This window comes from Comamonas testosteroni (assembly GCF_014076415.1).
GTDB classification, from domain to species: domain Bacteria; phylum Pseudomonadota; class Gammaproteobacteria; order Burkholderiales; family Burkholderiaceae_C; genus Comamonas; species Comamonas testosteroni_F.
Genome location: NZ_CP043568.1, coordinates 3722455 through 3735191, shown reverse-complemented (window position 1 = coordinate 3735191; position 12737 = coordinate 3722455). Strand labels below are relative to the sequence as shown.

Sequence of the window (12737 nt, the reverse complement as noted above, 5' to 3'; positions counted from 1 at the left end):
CTCAAATTGTCTGACTGCAAGCTGATGTTAGTGGCTAGCGTTTTTTGTTTCATGTTGTTTTCCGCCTTTAATAATTAACCAGATTGCTAAACAAATTTCTCCCAAAGCCATTGGCAAGGCAAAAAGGTTGTCCAATATTTGAGTAAATTCATTTAGTTGTGGAAGCATAACTTTTAGTAAGTGAATAATCATATATGCCACACCTGCAATCAGTGTCAAAATCCAAAGTGCTTTTGGTATTTTCTTGTGTAGTTTCATTAGCAAACTAATTGCGAATAAATGTCCACCGAAAATGATTAGTCCCGAAGTCCAAATTTTGTCAAACGAGTTGTAGTTTTCTAATAGAGTTCTATTATCAATTCCTGATTTTAGATTTGCAAATAAATAATATGTCGCAATTCCAAAAATGAAAGTATAGATTATTCTCAATAAAAATGACGTAAGTGCAATTTTTCTATTATCGTTTTTAAAAAATTGAAAAAGTGTCCACGAAACCAAAAAGTCAAGAATGAGAGTGGTAGAAAGTCCTACTAGCATTTGTTTATATAGTCCGTAATTCTCAGTAAAATTCTTTAAAAGCAATTCAAGCTGGTTTTTGTCGTAAACTTTAGGAAATGCAAAGCCAATGGCAAAGCCCGCTGTCAAAGCCATTAAAATCAAAGCATATCCTGATATTTTAGCATTTGTTCTATTTCTGTTCATTTTGTCGTTTCCATTTCAATTATGGCTACTATATGCTTGTCACTAATGGCTTGGGGCTTTGTGTTCGGGTGGGAGGTCGAAGCACAAAAGCTGATGTTACTACTAAAGTTCAATTGAAAACTACTGTTGAATTTTGCACTCACACCACCTGATACAAAGCTCTTGTTACCTGCTGTTATTTTATTTCACGATTTAAGATTATTAATTCTTTATTTTTGTCTTCTAGGTCAGTCATTGGATAAAATACAACCGAATAACTGTTTTCTTTAGTCTTGTTTAAGTTTGAAACGACTAAGTTATCATTTTCAACTGCTAAAACTTCGTTCGTCAAAAAGTTTTTATAGCCTTTTCTCCTTTGCTGTAAAATATTTCTAACAATTGGTTCTTTTTATTGTAAGCCAACCGTTCCAAAAATCGCTATTAAATCTTGCAACAAAAGTATCTTCCGCAATTTTTTGAGGTTTCCAAGTATTAAAAATATCGTCTCCAATATTGTTTAATTCGATGGTTTCACATTTATTGTCAAGTGAAATTATTTCTATTGTTATTTTTCCGTTTTCTCCGAAAAGTATGTATGAATTTCTAGTAAAAGACAAGTTCTGAATTTCCCCAAAGTATTCCTTATTTGGTTTAATTTTTCTTTCTCGAACTAAATTTCCTAGTGCTGGCCGCAAGGGCGTTGTGCAGCATGGTCGGAAACTGCTGCTCCCAAAGCTGAGTATCGGGGGACAGGCCTGCGGTGAAATACACCACGCTGCTGCCCTGAACGGCTCTGGCAGTCTGCTCGGCATCGAGCAGGTCGGCGACTTCGAGCAGGTCCGTGTCATGTATCTTGCGCGGCCTGCGGCTCACCAGCTTGAGTTCATCGCTGTAGTTGCGCTTGAGTTCGCGCGCCAGCTCGGTGGCGATCTGCCCGTTGGCGCCCAATATGGTCTGCATTCCAGCTCCTAGATGAATAGCTTCACCAGCCTTGATGACCGGGAACGAGGCAAGCCTAAGCTTGAAGCTTGGTTCAAGGTCAAGCGCGGATTGCGCAGGAATGGCGGGCCCCGCCCGCTCAGCCCGGAAGGCAGACAGGCTTGCAGCGGTGACGTAAATGCTGGGCTTGATAGGGCAAGAATGGGCGAGGAATAGGCCTGCTCGGCAGGCAATTCCTATCAGGCAGTCGTCTACCTATAACTTTGTGCTTTGTTCAACTGCTGGGCATGAACCAGTCGCAACGCCCTCTGGAGTTCCTGAGCCCTGGCAGAAAGTGCCTTGCCTCGTCGCGAGATCAAGCCGATGCTGCGAAGTACCTGCGGCTCTACCAACGGAATGCCGCAGAGATCGATCCCGCTGATGGCATGCTGAGGGACTGCACCCACACCCACACCGCGCCGAACCAGGCTTAGAGCGGCTAACAGCACCGGCCCACGAAGCGTGCACAGATGATCGCTGCGGCCAGTTTCAGCAATGCGTCGTGGATATCTAACCGCCTTTCAAAGCGGATGCGCAGTTTTCCAAGGCTTGCCAGTTTTGGAAAAAACTACGATGCTGTTGTAGTTGGTGCTGATGAGCCATTGGGCATAACAAAATATATCCGTGATTACTTTGATTCACTGGTAATAAATACTGGGTATATTCATAGTGACGTTTACTATACACGATTAGGGAAATTCAATGGTGACACACCAACCTCAATATGGAAAAGAAATCCATGGTTTGTTGGGCCCAGTTTTGGACCAGTCAACACGGAAATAGCAGGTGTTGTCAGTTCATTAATAATTGGTCACATTTGCGGAATATTGGCCGAATCTGACCATATGGAAGAATATTGGAATTCGATGAGTTTTCCAAGACACTCTGGAGGAAAGGTTTTTAAAAATGGTTAATGATTGTATTTTTTGTCAAATTATAAATGGAAAATCCCCCGCTCATATATTGTGGGAAGATGAGAATCATATGGCATTTTTATCAATCTTCCCAAATACGCCAGGTTTTTCCGTGGTAGTCACAAAAGAGCACCTGCCAAGCTATGTAGTTGACTTAGATGATGTGCGCTTTGCCGATTTATTTTTAGCAGCAAGAAAAGTATGCAAAATGATTGACTTAGGCGTGGATGATGTAGCGCGAACTGGAATTATTGCGGAAGGATACGGAGTCGATCATGCGCATATAAAGTTATTCCCTATGCATCAAACACCCACAAGCTGGGCTCGAATAAAATCAAATAATAATAAAGTTTTCTCAAAATATGAGGGGTATATTTCTTCCCATGATGGACCTCGGGCAAGTGATTTGGAGTTGCAATTGATGGCAAAAAAATCAAGGGGATTTGAAATCTGGCGCCAATCGACCAAGGGAGCATCTTGATTTTTTACCTGAGTTTTCGTTGGGATCGTATCGTTTCGTTGGTTCTGATGAAGAGCGGTGGTGCGTCACTCCCTCCTAATGATTTAGGTTCAGTGGCTGCTCTTCGCTGCTCTTCGCTGCTCTTGGCCGATCTGGGACGGTCGCTGACGGCCCATTGCAGCCCGCGGCTGCTATGCAGTTCAACCTTGTATATCAGCTTTTTTGGGGTCTCATGCGTGATTCGGAGGCCTTCAATCTGACCCGTCATTAGTTTGATGTCCGTCAATGACGCTTGAGTTGGCGTGCCTAAAATCAACTGCGCAGGTGTTGATACATCCGCGCGAGCCTCATGCCTTGCAGTGAATGCGCTCAATCCTTGCTTGTTGGTTTACGCAACGCATGCGACTCAGGTCGCAAAAGGAGTACGCGCCATGCTCGCTATGAAACATGCCACAGGGTTCCTAGCAGTCATTGCTATGGTTACTGCGGTCACTCCAACCACTGCTCAGACTCTGGAAAAAGTTGCGCAGAGCAACAGGATCACCGTGTCCTACCGCGAATCATCGGTGCCCTTTAGCTATCTCATCGCTCCCTCCAAGGCAGTCGGATTTGCCGTAGACCTGACGGACGCCATCGTCGACAACTTGCGCAAGAAGTTGGACAGGCCGAATTTGGACGTCATATATATGCCAGTGACGGCCCAAAACCGGATACCGCTATTGATGAGCGGGGCCTACGATCTGGAGTGTGGTTCGACGACGAACACCTCTTCACGGGGCAAAGATGTGGCTTTTTCTGTCAGTTAGTTCTATGCCGGTACCCGCCTGCTCGTCAAGAAGGCGTCTGGCATTCAGAATTACGCCGATCTGATGCATAAGACGGTAGCCAGCACAGGCGGCAGTACAAATGAAAAAGTATTGCGGGCCTACGGTCTCGAAAAGAATCTCGACCTCCAGTTCGTCCTGGGAAAGGATTATGAGGAGGGGCTGCAACTGCTTGAGACAGACCAGGCGTCAGCCTTGGCGCTGGACGATATTCTGTTGTTTGGCTTGAAAGCCAACTCCAAGAATTCCAATATGCTTGAAGTGGTCGGTGAGACACTCCAGGTCGAGCCCTATGGCTGCATGATGCGCAAGGACGATCCAGAGTTCAAGAAGCTGGTTGATGGGGCCATAACCCGATTGATGGACTCGGGCGAGTTTGCAAAGCTCTATGTCAAGTGGTTTGAATCGCCGATTCCGCCCAAGGGTGTAAACCTGTCGATGCCCATGGCTGCACAACTCAAGACAAACCTAAAGCTGCACAGCGACAAGCCAGCGCAGTGATTGGCTGTCAAGCGTCCGTGACGGGGCTCTAAGGCTGTTGCCCCGCGCGTGGAGGTCGTTCAAGCCAGGCTTGCTGAAGGGGGTGCAGTCGATCAATCGACTGCGGAGTAAAGCTGTTGATGGCACTCACCAGTGCCGCTTATCTGCTTTGGGATAATCGTTGCTGTCCTGACACCGTCTGCTAGCGTCGCAGATCTGCCTGAAAAAGCCTGCGACGCGAAGCTGGACGGTAGGCGACCGTCTCAGTGCAGTCTGGACCTGCCCTTCGTGGACCTGCCCTTTGTTTCCTCGCGCCAGACGACCGCTGATGGCCGATCAACGACATTCGAAGATCGGCCACAAGCTTGCCTCCCTGGTTTGCCCTTGCTTGGACTTGTCCATGCTGGAGCCCAAGGAGAAATGTACGAGCTTGATCCTCGGAGTTCATTGACCACTCAAGCGCTTGCCAAATGACACTGCATAGGCCTGGGAGCGAAAGCGGAGCACCGGATCATTGGTGGGCGCAATGCCGTCGGCCATCACCATCGGATCAAAGTTGATCGGCTCGCACAAGCCTCCTTTCTGAGTCGAAGCGCTCGTGATCGTCAAGGTGCCAGCCTTGAACTCAGGTCGCTGTGCGGGCCATGACTGCGTGGGGTCGTCCTGCGCATCACCTGGCTGTCCGACTGTCACCAGCATGTCCCAGCGAGCCGGTTTTTTCGATGTGCTGCTGATCAATACGGTTTCCAGAAAGTCCGACCCGGCCGTCTTCAGCGCCTCGTTGCTTAGCGGCTTCTCTCCCTCCTGAGGTATGAAGCGCCAGCGCACCAGAGTCACCTTGTCCTGTGCATTGATGAACTTGAAGGTGTGAATGCCAAAGAATGCGCTGCGGGTGTAGCTGTCGGGAGGGTTGTGGCTTGCCAGGTATTGCGCCTGAGCCAGGCTGTCAGGATGGGAGGCCCTGAATGCTCTGAGCTTTTCCGGGTCCGGCTTGCCGGTGGCTGGATCGGGGCGCTGAGCTTCGGTCAGGTCCAGAAACGTTCCGGGGTGGGCGGCGCCGAACATGGGGGTGTTCAACATGGACATCTGGTGCAACTGTCCCTTTGGGAGCTTGAATTGCAGGGCCATTCCACGCGCGCTTTGGGCAACATCTGGAACCTTGGGGTTTCCTCCTGCCAGCGAGAAGCGCGCAATCACCGGAACGGCTTGGCCGGAAAACAGTGTAGAGCGCGAGTATCTGGCGGCCTCGGCGGTAGCGGTGAACTCGCCCACTGCGCAGGTCCCCTTGATGTGATTGCGGCGCTCTCCCTGATGAACGCCAAAGGTCGTTTCCAGAGCCTGGACCACCCGCAGTGCCGTCACTTCCTGCTCGGCTGCCAGGGCAAAAAACGGCGGCACCAGCATGACACAGCTCAGCGCGAGCTTCATTTTTCGGAGCTTCATTGTTTCTTCCTCTTGATGATCCAGGCTTGAGTTCTCAGGGCTTGGCGATGTGCCAGCTGTTGTTGAGCAATCCATCCCCCGTTCTGTCTCCGGGCTTGGCATCCTTGGCCCAGTAATAGAGAGGACGGCCCTTGTAGGCCCATTGCTGGTTACCGTTGTCGCGGACAACCAGGCTCCAGTCACCGGTAGCCGTCGCACCCGGGGCCACCGTTGCATACGCTCTTGCCGGATCCGGCGGCGTCTTTGTCGAAGACATAAAGTGTCATCTGGTTGGGGCCCACGAGCACGCCATTCATGGCAGAAGCGGGCGCCTGTGCCTGGGCGGCAGTTGCCACGGCGCAGGCCGCCAGGAACACCGAGGTGAGGGTGGCGAAGGAAGCGAGACGGGTCATGGAGATCTCCTTGAGGTTGACCTGCTGTAAACAGTTCAAGGACGCTGTTTATTCCATTGGAATCTCTGGCCGTTTATCCTCCGAGACTGCCCAGGAAGAAATCGTCGTACTCCGCGCGAGGCGATCTGACCATTGGTGCCCGATATGGCTCGGCGCTTCAACTCCTTGAAGCATAGGCTTTGCCGGCATCAACGACCGGGAATGGTGCAGGCGTGAGCTTGAAGCCAGGTTCAAGGTCAAGCGCGGATTGCGCGAGAATGGTGGACATGAAGATCGGAGAACTCGCCCAGCGCACAGGTCTTGCCGCATCGCGCATTCGTTTCTACGAACGCATCGGCCTGCTGAGCGCTGCCCGGCGTCAGGCCAATGGCTATCGCAGCTATCCCGAACAGGCAGTGCTGGCGCTCAGGCTGATTGCCACGGCGCAGCGGGCCGGCTTCAGCCTGCAGGAGCTGCGCCAGTTGCTGCCCGAGGATCTGGAGCAGTGGCAGCATGACGAATTGTTGGCCACGCTGCATCGCAAGCTGCAGAGCATCGATCTGATGCTGGTACAGCTGACGCAAAATCGCGCCGAACTGGGCGAGCTGATTGCCCAGATCGAGGCCAGACCCGAAGACATGGACTGCGCCGGCAACGCACGGCGTGTGCTGTCGCAAATGCGCTTTTTGGGGCGGGAGGGGGACGGGGAGGCGGCGGGTCGACCCGCTCAGCCCAGCAACTGAGCCACCTGCAGGGCAGTGGCCCGGGCCGACTGCGGGTTCTGCCCCGTCACCAGCCTGCCGTCCATCACGACCTTGGGCACAAAGGGCAGCCGGGCCTTCTCATATTGGGCACCGCGCTGGCGCATCAGCGCTTCGGCGTTGTACGGCACTTTGCCGGCCACGCCGGCCAGCCTTTCCTCCAGCCACGAAAAGCCTGTCAGTCTGCGTCCGGCGACCAGCAGCGAGCCGTCGGACAGGCGGGTTTCGAGCAGACCGCAATAGCCGTGGCAGACCGAGGCAACGACGCCGCCGCGCTCATGGATGTCGCGCGTGATGCGCTGCAGTCCCTGCGAGGATGGAAAGTCCCACATCACGGCATGGCCGCCCGTGAAATAAATGGCATCGAAGTCTTGCGCGTCCACGGCATCAGGGGCGTCCGTGTTGGAGAGCAGGGCCATGCGCGCTGCATCCGCCAGCCATGCCCTGGCCGTGGCATCCATGTTTGGCCATTTCAGCGAGCGCGGTTCCAGCGGCGAGCGACCACCCAGCGGGCTGACCAGGTGCTGCGCATAACCTCGCAGGGCAAAGACTTCCCAGGCATGGCTGAGCTCCGATAGCCACAGGCCGGTGGGTTCGGCAGGGTCATCGTAATGGGCGACGTTGCTGACTACGTGAAGAATGCGACGAGGCATGGGGTGTCTCCTGTGGCTCCCAACTTAAGCTTGAAGCGCAGTTCAATGTCAAGCATGCGATGTGCTTTAAATATTCCTGTTTTGATAGCTTTCATCGCTTGATGGTTAAGGGGTTGAGCTGGTTTTATTGATATTTCCCGAGCCACGCTGCCAGCCATCCCGCTTTGTGATGGGGGCGGGCCCCGGCCTGGCGGCTGAGGTTTGCTTTATGCGTTAAGTTTCAAGCTGCTGTCCCTGAGCGTGCACATGCTTGGCGGACCAGCATTTCCCGGATTTGTCTTGAAAGGTGCCCATGGTGCACAAGCGTTCTCTCGTAAAAGCCCTGGCAGTTGCCGCCCTGGTACCTGCTGCATTGCTGGCCCAGGCCCAGGATCTGGCCGTGACCGTCGGCGTGACGGCTGGCCCCCACGCCCAGATTGCCGAAGTGGCCAAGCAGGTTGCAGCCAGGCAGGGCCTGAAGGTCAGACTGGTGGAATTTGGCGACTTCATCCAGCCCAATGCGGCGCTGTCCACCGGCGATCTCGACGCCAACATCTACCAGCACCAGCCCTTCCTCGATGCCCAGAACAAGGACCGTGGCTACAAGCTGGTGCCCGTGGCCAAGGCTGTGAACCAGCAAATGGGCGTGTATTCCAGAAAGGTCAGAAAGCTGGCCGATCTCAAGAGCGGCGCGCGCGTGGGCATTCCCAACGATCCCACCAACGGCTCGCGTGCTCTGATGGTGCTGGCCAAGCAGGGATTGATCACGCTCAAGGCCGATGCCGGTGCGCGTGCCTCGGTGCTGGACATCACTGCCAATCCCCGAAAGCTCAGGTTTGTCGAGCTCGAGGCTGCCCAGCTGGCCCGAGCCCTTGATGATCTGGACGCCGCGGCTGTCAACAGCAGCTATGCCGTGGCAGCCGGTCTGTCCCCTCAGGGCGATTCGCTGGCGCTGGAAGATGTGAACACGCCTTATGTGACCGTTCTCATCGTCACGCGTGCCGGCCATGAAAACAGCAAAGGCCTGCAGGCGTTTGTGAAGGCCTACCAGTCACCCGAGGTCAAGGCCTTTGTGGAAAAGACCTTCAAGGGTGCTTACACAACCGCATGGTGAACGCATGAATCAGCCCTGGAATCAACTGGATGAGGCGCTGTTCGAGCGCGCCAAGACCTTGCTGGACGAGGAATGGCTGAGCCGTGATGCCGATCTGGCGCCGCTGCTGCCTGTGGTGCTGGAGCGCGGTGTGGGCCAGGATTGGCACAAGGCCGGCACTTTTCGCCACCATCTGGCAGGCGTGGCGCGCTCTCTGGCGCTGTGGCAACAACCCAGGGAGGTGCGGCAGCTGGGTCTGCTGCACAGTGTCTACGGCAATGCCTTTGTCGATCTGGTCAAGTTCGATGCCGGAAACGAGCGCGAGCAGCTCAAGCGCCTGATCGGTGAGCAGGCCGAGCATCTGGTCTATCTGTTCTGCACCATGAGCCGCACCCAGTTCGTGCAAAAACTGCTGGCTGGCGATATCGCGGCGGACGGCAGCATGCAGCTGGAGCGCAACGGCCCCGAGCCGCGCGAGACCATCAGACTCACCGCCTATGAAGTGGCTGTGTTCGCGATTGTCAGCATGGCCGACAGCATGGAGCAGTGGTTCAGCTGGCAGGAAGACATCTATTCGCGCTTCCCGTCCGTGGACCACAGTCGCCAGCAGGCCGTGCACTGGGCGGCGTCGCTGTGGCCCGGCCCCATGCGCCCGAGCAGCCGCATGCTCAGCCAGATCAGCGGCCTGGGCCAGGCGCTGCAGCATCCTGCGCTCAAGACCCAGCTGCCGCTGCCGCCCGTTTTTGCGAACTGCAGCCAGCTGCTGAGCGCTGGCAACGAGGCTGCGGCCGTAGCGCTGTACTGGTCGGTGATTCAGCTCGATCAGCCGCTGGTCGATCTGGATGCAGCCACCGCCACGCTGGAGCAGGCTGCCGCGCTCAATCCCTGGGTGGGCGAGCCGCGGATGGTGCTGGCCCAGCTATACCTGAGCGCGGGCCGCTGCGCCGAGGCCGCTCGGGCCGCCGAGAGTGCGTTGCAGTGCTTTTGCACCTGGGGCAATGCCTGGGACAAGCGCGTGCAGTGGGATGCCTGGATTGCCTGGACGCGTATCTTGCTGCAGTCGGCCCGGCAGGGCAATTGGCCTGGGCGGCTGGACAAGCTCAACAATGTGGCGCTGAAACAGATCTGACTTGATCTGAAATTGATAGCTGCCTGCGCTTGATGGATAAGCGCTGCAGGCTGTTTTGAGCATGAAAAAGCCCCAAGGCCTTAGATCGTAAACACGTTCTTGCGCCTGGGGCTTTTTGTTGGCAAGCAGCCGTGCTTATTTGGTGCCGAAGATACGGTCGCCCGCATCACCCAGGCCGGGCAGGATGTAGCCATGGCTGTCCAGCTCGCGGTCCACGGCGGCGGTATAGATGTCCACATCGGGGTGGGCGGCCTGCATGGTCTTCACGCCTTCGGGGGCGGCCAGCAGGCACATGAACTTGATGGACTTGGGCGCGCTCTTGTCCTTGAGCTGCTGCACGGCCGCCACGGCCGAGTTGCCGGTGGCCAGCATGGGGTCGACCACGATCACGTCGCGCTCGCCCATGTTTTCGGGCATCTTGTAGTAGTACTCGACAGGCTTGAGGGTCTCGGGGTCGCGGAACAGGCCGATGTGACCGATGCGCGCGCCGGGCACCACGTTGAGCATGCCGTCCAGGAAGCCGTTGCCGGCACGCAGAATGGAAACCAGCGCCAGCTTCTTGCCGTCGATGACCTTGCCCATGGTCTTTTCCATGGGGGTTTCGATCTCGACATCCTGCAGTGGGAAGTCGCGTGTCAACTCATAGGCCATCAGCGTGGACAGCTCGCCCAGCATGCGGCGAAAGCTGTTGGTCGATGCTTCCTTGCGGCGCATCAGTGTCAGTTTGTGCTGGACCAGGGGGTGGTCGATCAAATGCAGAGTGCTCATGTTCTTGGTCTTTGTGGTGAAGGCAGGCAGGCCCGCTTGTGGCGGACTCGTGCTTGCAAAAAATGGGATCAGGCGGATGCGGGCCGGGCCGCAACGGACGCTATTTTCGCTGTCACGCGGACAGCAGGCTGGCAAAACGCTCTAAATCCACATTGCCGCCGCTGATCACAATGCCCACGCGCTTGCCCTTGAGCGGCAAACCGCCGTGGATGGCGGCTGCCAGAGACAGCGATCCCGTGGGCTCGACCACGATTTTCATGCGCTCGGCATAAAAGCGCATGGCCTGGACCAATTGCTCGTCGTTGACGGTAAGAACTTCGTTCACTCGCTGCTGGATGATGGCAAAGGTCAGATCGCCCGGCGCCTGGGTCTGGGCACCGTCGGCAATGGTGCGCGGCGTATCGATCTTGACGATATGGCCGGCGCGCAGCGACTGCTGCACATCGTTGCCCGCTTCGGGCTCGACGCCGATCACCTTGCATTGCGGAGCCAGGGCGTTGGCGGCCAGCAGACTGCCGGAGAGCAGACCGCCGCCGCCCAGGCAGACAAACAGATAGTCCAGATCCGGCACTTCCTCCAGCAATTCCTTGACCGCCGTGCCCTGACCGGCGATCACGTCGCGGTGGTTGTAAGGCGGGATCAGCGTCATGCCACGCTCGGTCGCCAGCTTGTGGGCGATGGCTTCGCGGTCTTCGGTGAAGCGGTTGTAGGTGACGACCTGGGCGCCATAGCCGCGCGTGGCTGCCATCTTGGAAGCCGGCGCATCCTCGGGCATGACGATCAGGGCCGGCATGTCCAGCAACTGGGCTGCCTGGGCAATGGCCTGGGCATGGTTGCCGGAGGAAAAGGCCAGGGCGCCGCCCTTGCGCTGCTCGGGCGTGAACTGCGCCAGAGCGTTGTAGGCGCCGCGAAACTTGAAAGCGCCTATGCGCTGCAGGTTCTCGCATTTGAAGAACAGGCGCGCGCCCAGCTGTTCGTCCATGGTGCGGCTGGTCAGCACCGGCGTGCGATGGGCTACGCCCTGCAGGCGCTGGGCAGCAGCCACGACATCGTCATAAGTGGGCAGGGGGGCGGTGTTTGTGCTCATGGCAGGACAGGCTGAGGTGGTGACTGAACCCATGATAACGGGGCCTGGTCCACTTCAACCCGAATTGCTGCGTTGCTGCTCACCATCACCTCGATGGCCTCCAGCGAGCCATCGAGAAGACTGAGGAATGTCAGCGCAAAAGGTATGACGACCTTTTCTGTAGATGGATTATTGCTATCTAATCAGGATCGGTTGCCTGATTTTGGCAGCGCTGGTGCAAACGCCTGCAGTGGCTCCAGCGGGGGGAAATCGCCGGCGCGCTTGGCCTGCATGGCACTCACGGCCTCCATAACATGGCGGTTGCTCCAGATGCCGCTCTGCACCCAGCCCATTTGCTGCAGCGAGTCGCTCACGCTGTGGTCGCGCGCGTAGTTGATCACCTGCTTGCTGCCCCAGATGGCCACGGGCGGCTTGGCCGCAATCTCGCGCGCGCAGGCGAGGGCTGCGGTGACGGCGGCTTCGGGCGTGTCGTAGACGGCATTGACCAAGCCGTGGCTGGCGGCCTCCTGGGCAGTCATGCGGCGGCCGGTGTAGGCCAGCTCCTTGACGATGCCCAGCGGCATCAGCTTGGGCAGGCGCTGCAGGCTGCCCAGGTCGGCCGTCATGCCGATATTGATCTCCTGGACGCAGAAAAAGGACTCGGCGCTGGCATAGCGTATGCAGGCAGTGGCCACCAGATCCAGCCCTCCACCCACACAGGCGCCCTGAATGGCGCAGATCACGGGCATGCGCAGGGCTTCGATCTTGTTGAAGGTGGACTGCAACTGGGCCAGGGTGTCGATGATGGCGGCGCGGCCCTCGGGTGTACGGTCATTGGGCGCAAAGGCGGGGTCGGCAAAGGTCTCTAGTGCCATGCCGGCGCAAAAATGCTTGCCCGTGCTGCTGATGACCAGCGCGCGCGACTGGCCGCTGCGCTGCAGCGTATCCAGCACCAGGTCCAGCTCCTGCCAGAACCTGGGATTCAGGGTGTTGAAGGCATCGGGGCGGTTGAGCACCAGATGGGCGATATGGTCGGCCAGGTCCAGGCGAAAGCTGCTCAGACCGGCGGTCAGCAAGGTGTCGTCAGAGGTATGAGGCATGCCGGCATGGTGTCTTGCGGCGCCGAGCGGGCCAGTC

11 protein-coding genes and 4 pseudogenes are annotated in these 12737 nt (G+C 56.2%); 5 read left to right on the top strand and 10 right to left on the bottom strand.

Annotated features, from left to right (window positions below; translation table 11 throughout):
• Window positions 1–27: 27 nt before the first annotated feature.
• The 4 genes and pseudogenes from F0P97_RS17215 to F0P97_RS17205 form a co-directional block, all read right to left on the bottom strand.
• Window positions 28–702 (bottom strand): DUF4386 domain-containing protein, encoded by a 675-nt coding sequence (locus F0P97_RS17215; RefSeq protein WP_182283262.1) that lies wholly within the window; start codon window positions 700–702, stop codon window positions 28–30.
• Between the two features lie 663 nt (window positions 703–1365).
• Window positions 1366–1641 (bottom strand): annotated as a pseudogene (locus F0P97_RS17210) (NAD(P)H-binding protein); the annotation flags it as partial.
• 230 nt (window positions 1642–1871) lie between these two features.
• Window positions 1872–2066, bottom strand: coding sequence for a hypothetical protein (locus F0P97_RS27920; protein WP_332839859.1), 195 nt, complete (start codon window positions 2064–2066; stop codon window positions 1872–1874).
• A gap of 32 nt (window positions 2067–2098) precedes the next feature.
• A pseudogene (locus F0P97_RS17205) lies at window positions 2099–2215 on the bottom strand (IS5/IS1182 family transposase); the annotation flags it as partial.
• A 350-nt stretch (window positions 2216–2565) separates the two neighbouring features.
• Between F0P97_RS17205 and F0P97_RS17200 the strand changes: the two are divergent.
• A complete protein-coding gene (locus F0P97_RS17200; protein WP_182283261.1) occupies window positions 2566–3054 on the top strand; it encodes an HIT family protein in 489 nt (162 codons plus the stop codon).
• A 455-nt stretch (window positions 3055–3509) separates the two neighbouring features.
• Window positions 3510–4358: pseudogene (locus F0P97_RS17195) on the top strand (amino acid ABC transporter substrate-binding protein).
• A 423-nt stretch (window positions 4359–4781) separates the two neighbouring features.
• Here F0P97_RS17195 and F0P97_RS17190 read toward each other — a convergent pair.
• Window positions 4782–5780 carry a catalase family peroxidase gene (locus F0P97_RS17190; protein ID WP_232537972.1) on the bottom strand — a complete coding sequence of 333 codons (999 nt, stop codon included), beginning with the start codon at window positions 5778–5780 and terminating at the stop codon, window positions 4782–4784.
• Window positions 5781–5814: 34 nt separating this feature from the next.
• Window positions 5815–6172, bottom strand: a pseudogene (locus tag F0P97_RS17185) (hypothetical protein).
• A gap of 266 nt (window positions 6173–6438) precedes the next feature.
• On the opposite strand from F0P97_RS17185, the gene F0P97_RS17180 reads away from it, so the two are divergent.
• Window positions 6439–6894: a MerR family transcriptional regulator gene (locus tag F0P97_RS17180; protein WP_182283260.1), complete on the top strand. Its 456-nt coding sequence runs from the start codon at window positions 6439–6441 to the stop codon at window positions 6892–6894.
• Here F0P97_RS17180 and F0P97_RS17175 read toward each other — a convergent pair.
• Entirely contained in the window at window positions 6879–7565 is a 687-nt protein-coding gene (locus F0P97_RS17175) for a type 1 glutamine amidotransferase domain-containing protein (protein ID WP_182283259.1), read from the bottom strand. The genes F0P97_RS17180 and F0P97_RS17175 overlap by 16 nt on opposite strands.
• Window positions 7566–7857: 292 nt before the next feature.
• Between F0P97_RS17175 and F0P97_RS17170 the strand changes: the two genes are divergently transcribed.
• Both F0P97_RS17170 and F0P97_RS17165 read left to right on the top strand, forming a co-directional pair.
• Window positions 7858–8658 (top strand): MetQ/NlpA family ABC transporter substrate-binding protein, encoded by an 801-nt coding sequence (locus F0P97_RS17170; RefSeq protein WP_003075612.1) that lies wholly within the window; start codon window positions 7858–7860, stop codon window positions 8656–8658.
• A gap of 4 nt (window positions 8659–8662) precedes the next feature.
• Entirely contained in the window at window positions 8663–9766 is a 1104-nt protein-coding gene (locus F0P97_RS17165) for a DUF6817 domain-containing protein (RefSeq protein ID WP_182283258.1), read from the top strand.
• Between the two features lie 135 nt (window positions 9767–9901).
• Here the strand turns inward: F0P97_RS17165 and upp are convergent, their stop codons facing one another.
• The 3 genes from upp to F0P97_RS17150 form a co-directional block, all read right to left on the bottom strand.
• Window positions 9902–10534 (bottom strand): uracil phosphoribosyltransferase, encoded by a 633-nt coding sequence (gene upp / locus F0P97_RS17160; RefSeq protein WP_003062768.1) that lies wholly within the window; start codon window positions 10532–10534, stop codon window positions 9902–9904.
• Window positions 10535–10646: 112 nt separating this feature from the next.
• Window positions 10647–11621 carry a threo-3-hydroxy-L-aspartate ammonia-lyase gene (locus F0P97_RS17155; RefSeq protein WP_182283257.1) on the bottom strand — a complete coding sequence of 325 codons (975 nt, stop codon included), beginning with the start codon at window positions 11619–11621 and terminating at the stop codon, window positions 10647–10649.
• A gap of 182 nt (window positions 11622–11803) precedes the next feature.
• Entirely contained in the window at window positions 11804–12700 is an 897-nt protein-coding gene (locus F0P97_RS17150; RefSeq protein ID WP_182283256.1) for an enoyl-CoA hydratase-related protein, read from the bottom strand.
• Between the last annotated feature and the right edge of the window lie 37 nt (window positions 12701–12737).